General features: G+C 37.4%; 14 protein-coding genes. 4 read left to right on the plus strand and 10 right to left on the minus strand.

Translation table 11 applies throughout. The features are described 5' to 3' along the window. Positions 1-32: 32 nt before the first annotated feature. From V7121_RS17770 to V7121_RS17815, 10 genes are all read right to left on the minus strand, one after another. Positions 33-1,070 carry a bifunctional lytic transglycosylase/C40 family peptidase gene (locus tag V7121_RS17770; protein ID WP_098262525.1) on the minus strand — a complete coding sequence of 346 codons (1,038 nt, stop codon included), beginning with the start codon at positions 1,068-1,070 and terminating at the stop codon, positions 33-35. Positions 1,071-1,163: 93 nt separating this feature from the next. After that, complete coding sequence (locus V7121_RS17775) at positions 1,164-3,083, minus strand: CD3337/EF1877 family mobilome membrane protein (protein ID WP_098262524.1); 1,920 nt, start codon at positions 3,081-3,083, stop codon at positions 1,164-1,166. Positions 3,084-3,093: 10 nt separating this feature from the next. Further along, on the minus strand, positions 3,094-3,525 hold the full coding sequence (locus V7121_RS17780) for a hypothetical protein (RefSeq protein WP_098262523.1): 432 nt from the start codon (positions 3,523-3,525) through the stop codon (positions 3,094-3,096). Then, entirely contained in the window at positions 3,525-5,975 is a 2,451-nt protein-coding gene (locus V7121_RS17785) for an ATP-binding protein (RefSeq protein WP_098262522.1), read from the minus strand. The genes V7121_RS17780 and V7121_RS17785 overlap by 1 nt, the downstream gene beginning before the upstream one ends. A gap of 12 nt (positions 5,976-5,987) precedes the next feature. Continuing rightward, positions 5,988-6,377, minus strand: a complete 390-nt coding sequence (locus V7121_RS17790) for a TcpE family conjugal transfer membrane protein (RefSeq protein ID WP_098262521.1) — start codon at positions 6,375-6,377, stop codon at positions 5,988-5,990. After that, positions 6,374-6,604: a hypothetical protein gene (locus V7121_RS17795; protein WP_098262520.1), complete on the minus strand. Its 231-nt coding sequence runs from the start codon at positions 6,602-6,604 to the stop codon at positions 6,374-6,376. The genes V7121_RS17790 and V7121_RS17795 overlap by 4 nt, the downstream gene beginning before the upstream one ends. Before the next feature lie 5 nt (positions 6,605-6,609). Next, a complete protein-coding gene (locus V7121_RS17800) occupies positions 6,610-7,689 on the minus strand; it encodes a conjugal transfer protein (RefSeq protein ID WP_098262519.1) in 1,080 nt (359 codons plus the stop codon). Beyond that, positions 7,686-9,659, minus strand: a complete 1,974-nt coding sequence (locus tag V7121_RS17805) for a type IV secretion system DNA-binding domain-containing protein (protein ID WP_141525534.1) — start codon at positions 9,657-9,659, stop codon at positions 7,686-7,688. Before V7121_RS17805 ends, V7121_RS17800 begins: the two co-directional genes overlap by 4 nt. After that, positions 9,625-10,419 carry a hypothetical protein gene (locus tag V7121_RS17810; RefSeq protein WP_098262517.1) on the minus strand — a complete coding sequence of 265 codons (795 nt, stop codon included), beginning with the start codon at positions 10,417-10,419 and terminating at the stop codon, positions 9,625-9,627. The genes V7121_RS17805 and V7121_RS17810 overlap by 35 nt, the downstream gene beginning before the upstream one ends. 1,163 nt (positions 10,420-11,582) lie before the next feature. After that, the gene (locus tag V7121_RS17815) at positions 11,583-13,196 is read right to left on the minus strand and encodes a primase C-terminal domain-containing protein (protein ID WP_098262516.1); all 1,614 of its coding nucleotides are present in this window, start codon (positions 13,194-13,196) and stop codon (positions 11,583-11,585) included. A gap of 646 nt (positions 13,197-13,842) precedes the next feature. On the opposite strand from V7121_RS17815, the gene V7121_RS17820 reads away from it, so the two are divergent. From V7121_RS17820 to V7121_RS17835, 4 genes are all read left to right on the plus strand, one after another. Beyond that, a complete protein-coding gene (locus V7121_RS17820; RefSeq protein WP_098262515.1) occupies positions 13,843-14,013 on the plus strand; it encodes a ribbon-helix-helix domain-containing protein in 171 nt (56 codons plus the stop codon). A 35-nt stretch (positions 14,014-14,048) separates the two neighbouring features. Then, a complete protein-coding gene (locus V7121_RS17825) occupies positions 14,049-15,908 on the plus strand; it encodes a helix-turn-helix domain-containing protein (RefSeq protein WP_098262514.1) in 1,860 nt (619 codons plus the stop codon). Positions 15,909-16,806: 898 nt separating this feature from the next. Next, positions 16,807-17,145, plus strand: a complete 339-nt coding sequence (locus V7121_RS17830) for a hypothetical protein (protein WP_098262513.1) — start codon at positions 16,807-16,809, stop codon at positions 17,143-17,145. 1 nt (position 17,146) lies between these two features. Beyond that, positions 17,147-18,505, plus strand: a complete 1,359-nt coding sequence (locus V7121_RS17835; protein WP_098262512.1) for a cell division protein FtsZ — start codon at positions 17,147-17,149, stop codon at positions 18,503-18,505. Positions 18,506-19,144 lie beyond the last annotated feature (639 nt).

Genomic DNA, 19,144 nt, shown 5'->3' on the forward strand with positions numbered 1-19,144 from the left:
TTTTTATTTGGTTCTATGACGTCTCACCTCCATTACTGAATCCGTCTAAAACCTAAGAAGGGATACAAGCTTTTCCATTGTTCAACAGAAGAATAGGACGTTCCATTACTGTCATTAGAATTAATGAATTTCCCATCTCCCACATACATTCCAACATGGGAAGCTCCTGGTTTGTAGGTAGAGAAGAAAACTAAATCGCCAGGCTTAATTTGATCTTCAGGAACGGGTATCGTTTTATCGTATTGTGATTGAGCTGTCCCGGACAGCTCAATTCCAACTTGTGCGAAGGTGTATTCTATTAACCCTGAACAATCAAATCCTCCTGCTGCTGGGGTTCTACCACCCCACACATAAGGTCGCCCAAGAAACTGATTCATAATAGCAAGGACTTCCTCCACATCAAAACGTTGAGTACCGTCACCTACAACGACAACGCTGTCATTTTCACCATTGTAATAGCGAAGCACATGTTCCACATAATTCACGTCACCGTATCCGGACCAACCCATTTTAGCAGCCATCAACTGACTAAATTCACTAGCTGTTTTTTTGGAATATCCCCCACGCTGTAATGCGTAATCAATAAAGCCATTTCCGAAGTTGTACGATTGCAAAGCTAGGTTTATGTCGCCTTTGGCTTGCTTCATTACCTTTGCAAAATGTTCCACTCCGATTTGAATCGAATATTCAGGGTCAGTAATGGTTCCAGGAGGAAGTCCAATTGATTCCGACGATTGCATCACATCTAAATGCCGTCCTCCTGATTCTTGTTGAATAAGAGCCATGATAAGCCCCACATATTCACCAATTCCATATTCCTCTGCATATTTCCTTATAAGAGGTTCATACCGCAAGACGTCAGCCGCTACTTGCGCTGTCCCTCCTGTTCCTTCTCCTGAAATGCCCGAATCAAATTGATTCTCTCCGCCTAAGCTAATAGAAATAAATAAAGCGATTCCGAAAATAAATGTGAGAAGAAGAAGGATACCAGCAATAATCCAAGTCAGAGGGTTTTTAAGAACGGCTATGGTTTTAGCAACTTTTGCCCCCTTCTCCAAAACACCTTGCATATGCTCTCCTTTCTAAAAGCAGTTCTGACACAATGAAACAGGTCATTGTTTATAAAATGAAATGTAATTGCGTCATAATGCTTTTCTCCAACATCATTTTCGTTGTTTAGTTCTTGTTGGGTTTCTACTTTCTGATTTCTTGACATTTTCAGTAGATGGATTGGCATTTCGCGATTTAATTTGTTGTTGAGCTTCCCATTGAGTGAGATGTTTGCCCGATTCTCTTGAAGCTGCTACTTCATTTTTACTATCCATTCTTCCTGACGGACTACGGTGAGAGGAAGGTTTAACCTCTTCGTTTTTTCTAGCTTCTCGGGCCGCCCGACTAGAATTACTACTCTTATTAGCGTCTTCACCTTTTCCACTTTTGTAATCATCTAAATGCACAATAGCAGCACCAGCATTTCGTGAAGCTGAACGTGGGGCTGCTCCTGCTGCCAATGTAGCAGCTGCAGTTTTCCCACCTTTACCAGTAGCTTGTTGCCCTGGATTGTTGCTAGAGCCTTGTTTTTGAGGGGTATTTTCTCCCCCTGCATTTCGGTGTTTTGATCGGATTCCACTCGTTACTGTACCAGGTGTAGCAGTTATAGCCGTTTTCCGTCCTGCTCCTTCTTCTCCTGATTGAAACCCTTCTTGACGATTTTTATAAGCTTGCCCTACCATTCTTTTTGCCCCTTTGAAACCCTTTTCGCCAGCGTCACCCATTTTACTAAAGGAGTTTGTTGTCGCTCTCTCGACGATTTGCTGACCTTGTATCATCCCCGCTGAAGCAACTTCGAATAGTTCAGAGCGGTATTTAAATAAGCCCCACATAGTAATACATATCAAGAAGACGACAAATGCATAGCCTTCTACTCCATTCGTGACTTTGACCGATTCATAAAGCAAGCTAACAATTCCCGTAATGACAGCGATTAAAAGCACCAATCCTGCTTTCATCAGTAACACGCCTACTATCTTTTTTCCGTGATTTAATGCACTTTCACTATAAGAAGGGATTAACGAAAGAACGAGTGGAATTCCCGTGAAGATCACTAATGCTAAGAACCATACTTGAAGCAAAAACTTAAAGATTCCTAACAACAAAACAGGAATAGAAAGGGCAATGGTGGAAATGATCGTAACGATTAAATACCCAAATCGTTCACCGCTAAAATCCGGTGTCATTTGCTTGTTGTTAAAGTTGGCTACTTCATCACTTACAATAACTTTTCTTTCCTCTTTTCCTTCCTTTGTATAAGGCTTAATTTCCAAAAGTTTATCTACTCGGTTTGTATCCTCACTTACAATGTCCGCTTCTTTCGTTGAGCCATAATTTAAAAGTAAATACGGACGCTTGACCATAAGATTAAACAATTGATTTTCTAATACCGCCATTCCTTCTTTGGGATTATAGGCTGCGTTGCTGTCAAATCCATCAGAACTAACAAGAACGTTTACCGAGCTGGCAATCCCTTCAAGTTCCGCCCCTCTGTCATTCAGCCATTTGATATTTCCTGTTGCATCAGAATAAAACCAAAAGGTGAGAACCATGATAGCCAAAGCACCAACGATTGCTTTTACCGCATGCCCCGCTTGTTGATTGACAAAATAACGCCATGCTGCGGCTCCTCCTACAAAAATGACAAACAAAGATAAGAAAGTCCCTGACATAATTTCATAGATTCGTTGACTCATAATTCCTGCTTCGCTTGCAATGATACTAATTAAATCGAAAGACATAAGCTGATCAATTGAATAAAGGGTAAAGCTAGCGACTGTTTTATTAAACCCCCACATTCCTTGATTAATGGCATGTAAGGCATTATCACCAGTATCTTTAAGACTGTCCCCAATATTCGCTTCCATCCTGTAATGATCGAGAGGATATTCCTTGCTTTCCAATGTCACACGGCCAACGGTTTCTTCTTTTTTCTGAACAGTCGGTGAGATATCATCCGCAAGTGAAGCTGTTGGCATTAGGAGAAAAAGTAACGCAAAACATATCCCTATTCCCCGTTTCAGGAATTTCATCCAATCCCTCCTATTTACAGTTGATACAAGCTTCCCGTTCAAATTTCTGTTTAATTTCATCACGGTTAATATCCAAACTTTTACTTGTATCAACTTTCCACATATCAGCTTTTTTACGGAAAACAATATTGTCCTCTACTGCATTATCACCATTCGGATTGTCAAAATCCGCAAAAACATAATATTGCTTTAATTCTTTATCGTAGTATAATTCAAAACGAATATTTTCATATTTCAGACCTGAATCTATTTTCTTAGTAGTCTTATGAACCTCATACGAACCCTTCTCATAGATAAATTCTTGCTCTTTTTTATAATCTCGATCAAACTTGGCTTTTTCCCACTTATATGCGATTTTTGCAATTTCTTCAGGAGAAGTTCCCTGATTGCACCCCGCTAATAGTGCCATCAAAGCAATAAATAAGATTAATAATTTTTTCATCAAATAAATGCCTCCTCGGTTTCTGCTCTGCCTCGGTCCTTTTCTTTTGTATTGAAGGCACTAATCCATTCGTTAAACAACACATCCGTTTGAATTTTGGCAGTACGACCGTACATATCTTCTACAATACACTGACCTTCTGTCAGGTTTTTCAGCATATCCCGATTCTCTTTGTTATCCTCCATGCCTAGAAACTCAATGATATTGGCTGCTTCTTCTGTCGTCTTTGCTTTAAAAGCAAATTTCGTTCCTATATTTTCTTTAATTTGTGGCTTGTTATATTCATAAGTGGACTGTGTAATGATATAAACGGCTGAGCGTAAGGAACGGCCAGTACGCAACAATTCATTAATGAGTCGATCACCAGCGCCCGTATTCATCAACATCCACGCTTCTTCGAAAATGGTTAACTTCACGACCGAATCATCACGGGCAAATTTCGTGGCAAATTTCGCTAATGGCTGCATGAGGGCAACGGCAATGTGTTCATCTCGAGTGGCAGCCTTTTCGCCTTCATCTGGCAGATTCAAGTTTTGAATCTGCAGGATATTTACTTGTTCATTAAGGCTAATCCCTTCCACATTACCATCTGAAAACATTAATTTGGCAATCCCATTTGTGCCGATTTCATAAAGCAAGTCACCTACATTTTGAACATCTTGATCATCAGAATCTTGTAAATAGCGAACAACCTTTAAAAGCCCTGGCTTTTTGTCCTGCTGCATAATATGTCGGACACCTTTATAAATGGAAGTTTTAACATTCCGTTCATTGGACTGAAGCTCCGATAAATATTCAAGAATGCCTACAGCTGCATCCTGAGCTTCCTCTCCTTCAAGAAAGGTAAGAGGGTCAAGCTTCCCAGCATCCTTCCTTTCACTCGATAGAGTGATATAGTTAAAGCTTTCAATTAACTCTTTGAAAAATGGAGCTGTACGCTCCATTTCAGGCGTAAGCGCCTGTTTGAATTTTTTTTCGACTTCGTTTTTTGGGTCCGTCATAAGGATTTTGGCTCCAAAGAAGACGGAATTTAGTAAGATATCTTTTAAAAGATAAGATTTCCCCATCCCCGTTGGTCCCGAGATCGTGACATGGGGAGAAGAATACTTGGAACCTTTCAAGCCCAAATGAGCGAGAAAGGGATGGTAAAAAACAAGAGATTGAGAGCTTTCAATGCTTTCTCCTACATGAGATAGGTTTTTCCCTAAATAAAAACCTACCGTATTACCAATTTTACGTGTAAGAGAAAAAAGGGATTCCGCAAACGATTCAGGAGTAAGAACTTGTTCCCAATCCTCCGCTACTATTTTGGCTGCTGGTAACGATTGATGGAATAAAAGGAGTTGATCGGCTAATGGCTGCACAAGTTCAATTTGTTGGTCTTTAAAATCGATGATGAGCCTTCTGGCTCTTTTTCGGACTTCCTCTTTCGTCTGACCGTATACAACAAAATGGATGTGAGTTCTAAGAAGTGGTTTTCCTTGATTTTTAATTTGATTTTCTAACCCATGTAAAAGTTCTCGCCCTGTATTAATCAAGCTATCGTCATCTTCATTCGCTTCGATCAATTGAGCGTCTTGGTCGCGAAAACGCTTTTTAATCGTATTGGTTTGGTTTTCATCCTCCTTCTTCTTCTTGTAAATCGTCCGCATATTGACTTCTACTGGAAAGTTATAGGACTGGAAGAAATACGCCCATTCTTTATAGCTTAAATCAATCGGAAATTCTGAAACTGGGAGAAACGCACACCAAGATTCATCATCTAACTGATTAATATGTAAATATCCCGCTTTCCCTGGGTCAAGCATGCCTTCCGTCAGGCTATAAATACTTCCCTCTCCGTCAGGTTGTTTCTGACCTCTGGCGAACTGATGACGGATAATATAGCGTAATTCTTTCTCTTTTACTCGGTAAGCCCCTAAATAGTTAGTAAGGGTTGTATAAGCATCTTCTTCCGATTCTTCAAACAGGCTGACGGTTAAATCATCAACCTCATTTCCTCCAAAACCCGCAAGCTTTTGTATGTATCGATTCATACTTTTAAAAGAAGAAGAAAAGGCACCAATGATACTTTCATCAAGTTCTCGACGTTTCAGCTTCACACCGACAAAGAATTTGTATTCTACAACATTTTTGACTTCTTCACGCAAAATCTCTTTTGTTCGTTCCGCATAATATTTCCCTATCTCCGCATAGTTGCCTTCATACTGTTGTTGAAGACTATTCATCCGTTTATCAATATCAACAGGGATGGGAATGATTTTATAATCAATTTCCTCAAAGGCCGCTAACTGCCATGCAAGCCTTTGAAGACGGTCCACAAGATGATTTTCGGCTTCCTGCTCATTTACGCCTACGGTGTTTTCGTATAAACGATAGTAAGACCAAGCTTCCATTTCATGCGTATAGATAACATTTTCTTTATATGATTGAATCGGAAATTGTAACATGGATCCACCACCTTATTGGAATCGCTCATAAGACTGTGCTTTTTTCATTTGAGGCTGGTAAATAGGTTTATAGCTGCAATAACTGAATCGTTTAGTAAACAAATATCGGAAGTAACCAATAAAGAAACGGTCTAAGCGTTTCCCATCTAGTCTACTTCTACAAATCGTTCCGGCGATCATCCACGGCAACACGGCGTAAAAAGCTAGTTGCAAGGCCGTGGGTAAAACTTGATTAATACTTCCTCTAAACAAAAACAAAAGCCCAAATATCAGAATAGCAACAACGATTTGCCGAATTTCAATCCCTTTGGAAAAGACGATAGATTTTTCACCTTTCCCAATTTTCCAAATTTTCAAGGGGTATTTGAAGAACTTCCGGTAACTATAAGCTTCTGATCTCAATTAAGACCACCACTTTTTACTTTGTTCCAGATAGCAGTTGCTATACTTTCAAACTCTCCTGGACTAGAAACAATCACATAACAGACAACCGCAAAGATAAAGCTAGAGAAAAACATGCCCCAACGTTGCGAAATAAACGCTCGAACAATCATGATAATCATGATAATGAACAAAACCGCAGCGACTTGTGATGAAGCATATTGGGTAAGTCCTGTAATATCTGGCATTTAAATCATCCTCCTAAAGTATGTTTTAATTCTTGAACATAAAATTTATTGTTCTCTTTGTTCACAACAAGAGTAAACGGATGTTTCGTTTGTAGCCCCGTATTGGCCTCCTGTAAGAGCACAAGAGCCTTCACAATGTATTGACCTTCTTTCTTTCCATCATAGACGACAAAGTCTTCCAATCCCTTGTACTCATAAAGTTCTTTAAGAGACTCGGGATTTTCCATTAAGTATGACATCTCCTCAATAGAATTGGTCGTATACGAAGTGAAGAACTGTGTAGCAAACTGTTTCATTTGATCCTCAATTTTCACATTCTTTTTTGATTGATCAGTTTGATCTTGGACAGCTACCATTCGCGTCTCGCTCGGTAGAGCTTGATAATAGGGCTGTTCAATCACATTGAAAGAGTTCCCGTCGGTTCCAAGTCGAACAACAATCATTTGCTCTTTAACTCCTAGCGATTCGTCACTTTTCGTAACCTTGTCCTCTTTTCCTACATCTTCTTTGCCTTCATTGTTTATCTTCTTAACATCTACTTGTTCTTTTTTTTCAATGACCTTGAAAAGTTCATATTCGATTGCGTACACATAACTGGCTGCATCTTCGTTTACATTCTCCACATCATATAAGCTAGCACTCTTCAAAACACGTTTTCCTTGAAACGCTGTAAGATTCTCTAACTCTCCTACTTTTAAGCCTTCAGCAAGGAAACGTTGAAGTGTTTTTGCTCGTTCCTCTCGCTCTTTTTCATCATTCGATACATTGATATAAGTATCTATAAACTGATTGGCATAAGTTTTACCAGCAGGCGAATTGGCAAAACCCACCTTATATAAACTGGCGATTTGCGCTGCTGCTTTAGCCTGATATCCATTTACTTTTTCATTTAAAAACCCTGTCCTAGCCCATGATTGGAAAGCGAAAAAAATGACTCCCACTAGCACCAACCAAAATAGGATGGAGAAGACCCTTCTTCCATTAAAACGAGAGGATCTCAGACGTCTTTCATCTTTTAGGACTTTCTTTCTACCTTGTTCTGCATTTTTTTTTAGCCCACCCATCAATTTGCCGAAAAAACTCATTTAATCCCTCCTATTTCTAAGGCATTTCGGACATATACACGGCGAAAATAGGTATCACTTCCCTCTTCCTCAATCATTTTTCGATTAATAAAAATTTCACCGATTTGGAGATTTTTAATTTCGCTTGGATTGGCTTTAAATCGTTCTACATCTCGCACGGTCCCCATATTAGCTTCATAACGTAGGTGAGGATATTTTTTCTCAACCTGCTGCGTAATTTCCCGATCGGAGAACGTACCGAAAACTTGTGCTATTCGCTCAGCATCCTTAGATGAATTGACACGGCCAGTGGCAATAATGTTACAGTTTGAGATAATCTGTTCGGTCATAATCGGGTCAACCGCATCAATATCGGATAACGTTTGTGTAGAAATAATACATTCGAAGCCGGCTGAACGTGATTTATTAACAATGTCTACAATTCGCCGATCTCCATAAGCAGAAAATTCGTCATATACTCCAAAAATGGCCTTTCTTCCTTGCACCTGTCTGTAAGCTACTAAACTATTAACGTCAAGAATGATCATCTTTCCGATCTTTTTTATGTAATCAGCATATCGGCTTCCAGATATACTAAAAATGACAACGTCGTTTTGATCTGTAATCGCTTGAAGGTCAATTCCCTTTTCACTTTCTACAAATAAATGACCTAAATCAGATTCTAACAACTCACCTAATTGCATTTTCAGACGGGTAAGACACCCTTCTACAATCGATTCAGGAAATTCATCATCCAATATTTTCTTGATACGTTTCATTCCCTCTTGAAGTTTCGTTACGGATCGTTTACGCTTCTCTAAAACTATTGTTTTAACCGTCTCGATCTTTGGCTCAGAAGGAGCAATAAAATCGCTTAAATCATCATCCAGAGACATTTGTTCTGGCTTTCCGATCACAATCTTCTCTTCTACTTCAACCTCGATCTCTTCCTCAATTTCTACCTCTATACTGTGTTCTTTAAAAAATTCATTCATGTACTTAAAGTTCGTTAATCGCGCAATGGTCTTAAAATCTCTTGGAACACCCGCTTCATCGATAAGTTTAACGACAAGCTGTAGATAACGGGAAGCAATATCCGTATAATACGCCCCGTCCCCCTCACTCGAAAAACTAAACAAGGACATAAGCTTATCTCGGGTTTCAGTAGGGGTTCCGTTTTTAATAGGGTTATACGTTAAATCATCCATTTCAGAAAACAGATAGACCTTTCTGCCATACGCTTCACACAAGGCTTTAAATTCAAGCATGGATTTTCGTTCGCCCTTGCCGTCAACAAAAATAACAGGCTTATTTTGTTGCAATGCGGCTTCCATTAAAGAGGCAATTAATGTCGTTTTACCTGTACCTGTTCCGCCTGTAGCAAGCATGTGATAGTTTAATTCTTTGGATCCAAGAGAAACACGTTCTTTAAAATCGGTGTACCCTACAAATACTTCTTCAGAAGACTTTTCTCGATATGTTTGCTGCTTCTTGTTCAAAAATTTCACTCTGTTTTTACGAAATGCTTTATATTTCTGTTCTGTCTTTTTCTTCTTTACTTCGCCGGATTTGGTTGTCACTCTCTTTTTCCAAAAAAACTTCGCAAAGATAAAGTACCCGAATGAAAATAACAAAGCTAATCCTACTAACATCACATATGAAGAAGTTTTGACGCCAATGACATTTCCTTCATTAAAAAAACGTTCAGCACCCGTTGATAGATAAGGAATATTCATTTCTGAAACAAATCCAAAATAAGTAAGTATGTTACCTGATTGAAATTGCCAAAGAAGAAGGAAAATTCCTACTCCAAGAGCAACATAAGAAATCCAATCTCGTTTAAAAATATGAATGATCGCAAAGATCAACATTCCCAATAAGGCAGGTAAAAAGAAGATGATCCCGATAATCCCAATCAAGCCATACAGGACAAGTTCACCAATGATATGATCTGTTTCAGTCTGTTGTGTTTGCTCCTGGCTCTTCGCCATTGGATCCACTTGGCATCACCTCTTCCCAACGTTCTTCCACAATAACCGAAGGAATTTTACGTACTGAAATTTTACTAGCGTTAATTAATCGTTGCTTCGCTTCATTGATAACATTGTGTATTTTGACATCATCAGCAAAATAAATAACTTGATCATAAGAATAAGGCTGGTCTTTTAATCGTTCACTTGAAAGCAATTCCTCAAAAAATGTAAACTTTTCATCATATCGTTTTCGTTCTTTCTTATTCAGTTCCAGCTCTACCCAAGTTGTCGTAACCTTTTCATCAGCCGACTTGAAAAAGAACACAGCATCAGGTATTCGGTCCCTCATTGCATTGTAGGCCTTTAATTTACTTTGATTATCTCCCTCCCCAATCATTGAGTGACGAATTTCTCTTTCCGTCCGATATTTAAATTCAACTCCCTGCTTATTCGCTTGAAACTCATAAAACAAAATAAGATCGGTGATAAGAAGATCATGCTGCATGGTGTAAATAGTTGCTTTATTCGGAACGGTTACATTCACATTCGTAATCTTCCGGGCATCAATTGTGCCGAGATATACTCCAACCTTATGCGCAATACGTTCATGCTTCACGTACTTGTATTGTTCCAATTTCCGAAGCCTTCGGTATACTCGGTGAATATTCGGCTCACAGAATTTCAACATAATCTGTTTGGCCGTCACCATCCCATTTCTCAAAATAAACGAAAGGTATTCTAAATCTTTTTCTTTTAACGAAGTGTACTTTAGCATCATAAAATTATCATCCTTTACCACCAAATATAGGAATCACTCTCCCTTTTAGAAGTTTACCAAAACAACAACTAATTGCATAAACAATAATTACAATTAATACCGCAAACAACAGTACAACTAAGTTTAAGCATTTTCACGCTCACCCACATAAGCTTTAATCCACCAATTCTCGGAATAAGAATCACTGGAGATGAATAATTATGCATCGGGAATTATAGAAAAATATACAATTCTCCCCTGACAAACCTTAAGAATACTTACCTAGAATCATAATATTCAATTTTTCCTCTTTCACCATTAAGTCCTTATCATTCCTCTTTTTGACCTAGCACTTGACCTTGATCTTGAACCTATTTTTTGACTTTGAACTTACTCACTTGAACTACATTTACTTGAACTTATCTCTTGAACTACCTCTTTACCACTCACTCCATCATCTAAAATCTATCCAACACACCCCCATCTCACTTTATATTACCTCCGCCTTTAGACTAGTAGTAGAAGACCTCGGCTATGTTTACGTAGTATAGGCGAGGTCTTCTGCTGGTTACGGGATAAACAGGAGGTAATATTTCCTTACATCATTGGGGTGAGCAACGATTTCAAATCGCAAATAATAAAGACATTCATTAACATTAGATTTACGTATATAAATCTATATAGTTTGTGTTCTATTAATTTGAATTCAGTGTACTACACGTACACTTGTTTGACAATAAAAGTAATGGAATTTGATTCCAAATCACTAGAATTCTGACTATTCACATATGTATAATAGCCTATTAACCCCATCTCCAATAAAATTATAATTAACATTTATTTACAACTAAATAAGACCCTGACCTTTCATTATATCCTTTTCAAATTCCCCCATCAATCCCAGAAACTCATTAGACTTTCTTTACAACAACTGCCAACTATACAGACAGCAATTATCTGCATAAAATATTGTATAAACTTTGTGTGACCCCCACTTAAGAAATATAATATTAGTCTTATTTAATCTAGCAAACTACTCCAGCTAATCGAAAACTAGATATCGAACTGAAAGAGATACCTAGTCATGCAGAGGAATTCTTGGCCTGAATAAGCATAAAGATAGGGAAGCAAGAACGCGAGCAAAGGATAGTATAGATATGTATTGGCAGACTGGCTCATTAATTTTAGCCTGCCCTAGATGGCGGAGAAATTCCTGATCGATACAATAAATCAACTTCGTGAAGCACTAGCTCTGTTTCTAACGTTGGCATAGGTAATGTGCGAATAGTTGTATTCAATTCCGGCATTAATTCAACACATGATAATTGAGCTTGCTCAATTTGGTTTTTTCGTAACCGCAGCAGCCTTTTTAAAAGCATAGATCGACAGGCTACTTTTGTGACAGCTGCACGCCCTTGGCCAATACTACGCTTTATTATTTTTTTTGAACGCTTCAGGACTTCTTTAAGGGTGGATACAGCCATACCGAATGATTCTGCAAGCGTATTTAAAGAACCCTCTAAAAACGCCGTTTCCGGGCTTGTATGGGCTTCTAAATAGGCAATAATATCTTCTTCTCTCTCTTCGTAATGGGAGCGTATCCGTTCTTCACGGGGTTTTTTAAATTTATACCAACCTTCCCTTCCGGAAAATTGAACTTGTCCATCCGTCCATAAATCAAGCAAACCCTCTACATAACTACGTTTTGCCCCTTTATACTTACCAGAATAAGCACTTCTCAAAGTTCGTTCAAATTCATGTTTTGATAGAGGATGCTCCAAATTGCTATTGAATTGATCTAACTCGTCATAGGCTTCTTCAATAGACTTTCCACTAGCATAGTTAGCAATGGCCATAGTTAAAAGAGCATTGTTACGGCTGGCTCCATGATGGCCTTTTTGAATATCGGTAGCACAGATCAGTGCACGATACCAGTCAGAAGACGTTTGATCAAAAGCTGAATCGTCTTTGTTGTAAACAACCCGCAAAAAGGCTCTTTTCTCTTGTTCCTCATACTGCCTGGACCATTCTATAAGCCTGCTAGTGCTTGCGGGGTGATCGTAAAAATCAAGCGTATTGTCTTCTCTAGGAATACGATAAAAGCCGAAGGGCACACATGATGTATCAACTGGAACATATTTACTTAATGCTTTTCGAACATTATCTGACAAGCGTTCCGCTACTCTCAAAGCCTTGTAATCTTGATTTTTATGTATATAAAAAGGCGTATCCAGCACAAAGAAGCCCTGGAACCCTCTTGGGGTCTCCAGTAGGAGATTTGGCCGAGGCAACCCTAGTTCTTCACATCCTAAATAAAGAGCGTATAGGTCTACTTCTTTTGTATCAATATCGATACTAATGACATTGATTTGTTTTAAATTCTCACGCTCGTGTCCTTTAATTATTCGGTTTTTGAATTCATAGTATGTACCACCACGATAGGTATTTGGCGTCCAATGAGACAACCTCTGATACTTCTCGTGCAGTGTTTCATACGAAGTCACGATGTAACCTTTTCCATCCATAAGAGCGGCTTTTGACGGCGATACGAAGACTATACCTTTACGATGTGGATCCTCATGCACGGTTTTCGAGTAAGCTACAACTCTACTAAATGGTCCACTGGAGCCTTTTTTCTTGTATAAATGCAGGCTATTATGTGTCATGAATTGCATGACTTCAACTGTTGAAATTACACTTATCATTTCATTTCCTGTCATTGTTATTCCCATTTGTACACCTTCTTCTATTGCAGACTCTCTTAATCTATTTCCGCCATAAATTGCACCGATTTCCATTTCTTACATGCAAATATTTGTTGAATAAAGTATATCGAACTCGGTTTTTGAAAAAGGCTGCTCTCTAAGAGAAATGCACCAAAAATAAAAGGCCCCTTGGGGCTTAGAGCCTCAAGGGGTTGAAAAAAAGATTGATTTTTTTTACTACACGGTTTGGACGAGAAAACGCACCAAAAAACATAAAAATGCACCAATTTTGCCGTACTTGCCTATTTGAAATAAGTACTCATAAAGGTTTTATTTACCAAGGATTTCGCCTGATAATTATAAATATTTACTACACAGGTTGGACAATGAGGTCCTACTGCATGGTGCATTTTTAAGGCACGGGTTGGACGAAGTAGTGAAAATTCATGGTGCATTTTCATGATATTTATTTTACATATTTTTTCAAACTATTGATATATAAGTGCTAATCTGGCACACGGGTTGGACGAAATTATATTTAATGGTCATTTCAAGTAATTAAAAATTACTTTTATTCCACACGATTTGGACGTCAAAAGCTTATAATGGTGCATTTTAAAGGATTTTGCGGCACAGGTTGGACAAAGTGGTGCAAATTTGTGGTGCATTTTTATTTTAAATAGAGTACCATAACCTTATATAAGTTTATGGACGTACTTTTTTCAAAGGAGTGATATGAATGAGCGATTTAAAAACCAGAACAAGAATCGGCAATACACTAGATTCAAATTTACTAGAAAAATTAAAAGAACTTTCTAATGTTACTCGTATCCCTATGTCTCGCTTGTTAGACGAAGCCGTAAAAGATCTGATTCAAAAACATACTACTATAACTCCTTCTAGCCATTAAACAACACATAATTAAAAGGTAAAGGAGGTCCATAATTGATTACAGTCAATTATTCAGAAATTGAAGATCAATTAATTTTACCGTATCAATTATTAAAAATTGCTATATTTGAAGAAACAAAACATCTTTTTGAAGAACGAGTAATTATAACAGAAAAATGGTGCAAAGAAGCCTATCAAATGACTGAGGATGAGGTCAGGAATCAATATCCTCCTAACGGAATGAGTCCGAGTTTTAAGGCATTATATTTTTTCCTAACAGAAGGGTTATATTTTAAAAAGCATATTACAAAATACATGATTAAAGAAGCCGTTTTAAGATATTGGGAAACCATTATTACTACCATATCAAGTTATTTATATAATGAATTTCCTGAAGAGGTCAATCTGAGTTTAAACGAAATAACGATTGACCAAACCATCGAACAGAATTATTTATTTACCAGTATGGATAATGACTATCATATGATAAGGAATATTGTCGCGAAAAAGAAAGAATTTAAAGAAAGGGGTGCGGGGCAATTGGCTGCTGATCTAATTGATAATAAAGGCAATTTTAGAGGAATGGCCGAACTCCGTCCCACTCAAACAACACACATTACATTGAAAGAGGATCAAGAAAATATTTGGATAAGGTTGGTAGATTCAGCTTATAATGCATTGGATGAATGGACAGCTGATGTATTTGATTTGATCACCTATCTATGGCTAGTATCTCCTAAAAACACCGAAGGATATATTGAATTTCATAGTAACGATGCTTTACAACTAAGGCAAACACAGGACTCTGAGGAAAATACAAAAGAGTTAATCATTCGAGAACGAGATCGTTTTAATATTATGAAAAGAGTGGTCGCTTTATCAAGCATGTGGGTGTCATTAAGTGATGGGAAGGTTATTACTCAAGAGGATAAACAGTATGATTTCCAAGATTTTAAGCGAATGTTTGATATTGGAGCCTTGCGTGTGGCCTATGATAAGAATTCAGGTGAAGCACAAGGGATCTATGCGTTACAAATTAAACCAACAGCCATACTCACTCCTTTAATCAATGCCTCTAGTCAAATGATTGGTTTGTTACATATCAAGGTTTTTCAGTATAGCCATCAAACACAAAAAGAGCATAAACGGCTGCTGCGATACATTGATCGACAATGGAAAATGCGAATCCGACTCAAATCAAAATTGACTCAACCTTTTAAAATATCAACCTTATTAAAAGAGATGGATATACCTCTACGATATAACTGGAGTGACAAAAAAGATAAGTTGGAAAATGTATTGGATGACTTTAAAACGGATGGAGTCATAAAGAATTGGTTGTATAAAGAACGCTTTGATGAATCTGTAGTAGGCAAAAAAGGCTGGTATAAGAACTGGCTCAACTATAGTATTATTATTTATCCAACAGACAACTTGCTCGAAGGGTACAAAAAGCATTTGGAACTGCCATCTCCAGCGATAATAGATGAAACCATCTTAAAAAAAAGGCATCAAATAAGTCCAGAAAACACTTTGTTAAGAACGGAAGAAGCAAGGTTTGTTAGCAGTTCAAAGTCTGTAATACAAGAAACGGCTTCAACAATAGAAACAGCAAATATGATTGAAAAAACATTAATGAAAGGAAACTATAAAATTCATGACCAGACGAAAACTTTCAAAATTGCACAACAAGCGTTTGATTTTGATGAAATACAAGAAATTAAATTATCGTCCGAAGCCATGGATCAAATGATTAATCAATTAAATATGAGTATTCGCCAGGCAGCTGAAGAAATTGGGATTGCCCACACTACTCTCTCTCGGTACCTTAAAAAAGAAAATAAGCGTCAAAACAATAACAATGCTGAAAAAATGCTAAATTGGCTGAAGGAAAAAAGCAAACAGCCGATATAACTACGTCCTGATGTTCACTAACTTCTTAATAAACACAAATGCCCCGTTCCTTGGTCTTATTGCAACACTTTGGTTATCGGGGTCTTTGTTTGTTTAAAAATATGGCCGCAAAAGTTTGCCTTCGATTAAACTTGAACAGTGAGGTTCTTCATTCAACTGGGAGCATATGCTTCTGCTATTGAATCTACATAAATCAGACATTGCACTAAGAATCTAGATCTATCTTATTATCAACTTGATTGTTAGCTTAACTAAAATCACTTGCACTCAAACACAAAAGTTTTGGAATTGAATGGCTTTTACTTTTCTAAAACAATACTAGAAAGACTTCAATCTCACTTGAATGTACATCAGCGGTGTATCCTCCTCTCACCTTCACTTTAAACGTGTAAGATTTTATTTGATTGAAAGGTAGTTTTCTGGAATCTATTTGTCTATATAAGAAAATATGATTGTACAGAGTCCCACTTATTTAGCAGTTTGTATAAAAAAAGGTTTTCTTAAAGAATACATATTTATGTAAATCTTAAGTTAAGGATACAAAATGTACTATATATGTTCGATGCCCTAATAAAACAAATGATAAAACTGCCAATTAAGGACCTTGATTGCGGCCCTTAATTATCTTTCTAACTTAAAAAGGTAATGAATCTGCCTTTTATGGCGGTATATAATGGGCGTATTACAAAAATAGTTAGTATCTGTCTTATAATTTTACATGGCTTATTAAATAGACTAAACGTTAAGTAACGCAATTGCGTACCCTAATCTCGGTACCTAAAGGTTTGTTTTTTTCTCTAATTCTACGTTTTTAATTGCATATATTTAGCTTGTTTTCTATAATGTACCTTAAAGGTACATAAATACCAGCCTTTTAGGTCCATAAGGTGGTGGGAAAATGAATCAACCTGTTGAGTATAGTTATAAAGACTTGGATCAACTAGAATATGATGCGAACACCTTGCATTTTTTAAGAAAAAAACTAGATGATTTTACGATTGAAGTGTTTAGAAAGATCGTGAATGAAAATAAGATTCATAGAGGGTTGATTAAGGCCCGAATTGACGATTTTCATTCAATGAGAAAAAGATACGATGCTTCTTTCTTAGTTTTAGAATCTCAGGGTTTTATTGAGAAAAAAGAAGATGGGACAGCCACTCCCTATTTTGTCACGATTCGCGGAAGACAATTGGGACAACTGTTAAAAGAAGAAAAACTCAAGCGAGAGGGGCTTTGATATGATTAAGCCATTTAGTGAAAATGAAAAACTTGGAGCCATAAAAGCTTTATTATCATCTCACTTACTATCAGAAGAAGTAAAATCAGAAATAGGCCGTTTCCCATCCCAAGCAATTGTTGGATTAGGCCAAGGAGGCGGAAGAATTGCAGCTGAATTGTCTCGTTTCGGTTTTTCAACCTATTTGCTGAACTCTTCTAAATCAGATTTGGAAGAACACAAAAACTTAATTCCTGAAAACCGTAGAATTGTGACATCAAGTAAAGACTATCCAGAACTTGAAGGAACTGATAAGAATGCTCAATTAGGGTTCCAGATAGCAAAAGAAAATAAAGATTTATACGTAAAAGTGGCTCTTGACGATACGATTCAGGAAGCTGAATTTGTATGGGTCTGTGTTAGTTTAGGTGGAGGCACTGGAAATGGAGCTTTAAAAGTGGCACTGACCTATCTCTCAAAAGTAAGAGAAAACAGAGCTTTGCCAGGCGGAAAGATCCCGTTGGGCGTTATCTGTTCCCTGCCGTCTTCTGATGAAAAAGGCTCCGCATTTAGAAGAAATGCACTGGCAGGAATTAGTGTTATCCAGCAATTAATGAGCGAAAACAAAATGGGTACGGCAATTGTCATTGATAACGAAAAGATGAAAGACTATTATGCGAATAATCCATTGAAAACGTATGGTGGCACCGAAATAGATGCGAAATCGTACAGTAACATGGTAATAGCAAGCACCATCGCTGAAGTGTCATCCTTGCCGATAATGGAAGGAAGGTCCGTATTTGATAAAACGGAGTTTTTGACAACAGTCTCTACCCCTGGTTGGCTCTCAATCTCAAAACATAAAGATCTAAAAAGCGATGAAAACATTGAATCCGTTATCGACAACTTATTTAACAACAACGAAGTGCTTGCCAATTACGAAGTAGAAAATGCTTTTGCAGGTGCTGTTGCGGTCCTTTATCCGTCTAATAAGAATATCTCTCCAAAGATTGCGGATGATATATACAGTTATACGTCCAACTTATTAAATACAAAAGTAAATTTATCAATTGCAAAGAATTCAAAATTGGACAGCCTTACTCTTTATGGATTGGCAGTCTATCCTACCCCTTCCACTCGTATTCAGAAATTAAAAGAAGAGTTAAAACAATGGGAACAGATTGAGAAAGAACAAGAGGAAGCCAAAAAACAAGCCGCTGCCAGCATTGGACTTGATGAATTTGATGAATTTTTCTCTTCTACCAATACAGCTTCGATTAGAAAGAAACTAACTTTAGATGATCTAAATGAGGATTTCAGGGATGCTAAAAACCAGCCTAAGAAAATTCAGGCTACTGCGCTAGAGGATATTGATTTTTAAAATAGAAACAGCTGTAGGATTCCGTTGAAACCTACAGCTGTTCTTATAGGGGTCCTGATGTCCAAACGCAGATTTTATACGTTAATACAGATATTGTAAAAAATGTGTGTTTGGACTATGAATCTATACCAAAAACGGTTATCTGAGTATGATTTCGGTTATTTGTTTTTTGTTTTACTTTGAGTGATAGAAAAACAGATCAAAAAATAGCAATGAAAAATGTACTTTTAAATTAACCAGAAACGACCGCTTTTCGTACGATGTTTATGACACATTTGTTGCTTTAAACGTTATTATGAATGAGAGATCCTCACATGCTCAATAATTGCAAAGATTATCTGCTCTTCTAGAACTGCAAAGTTTTTATCGAGTAAAAGATGTCTTCCTTCAAATCGAAACGCCTCAAGTAAGTAGAAAACACTTGGTTTCTTGTATGCTCGACTATTCGCTATACATCGCTGCCAAACCAAAGCTTCAAACTCTTTCGATTAGTGACAATGTTGGACGCACTTGTGAATACGTGTTTTCTTCAACTCCACATGCCCTTCCCATATCTAGTTCTATCCACATTTCAGACCGAATACATTTTTCTACTTCTTTTTCAACAATTGCTGAGCTAGATTCTTTTACAACATCTGC

It is taken from the genome of Neobacillus drentensis (assembly GCF_036962125.1).
In the GTDB taxonomy this organism is placed as follows: Bacteria; Bacillota; Bacilli; order Bacillales; family Cytobacillaceae; genus Neobacillus; species Neobacillus drentensis_B.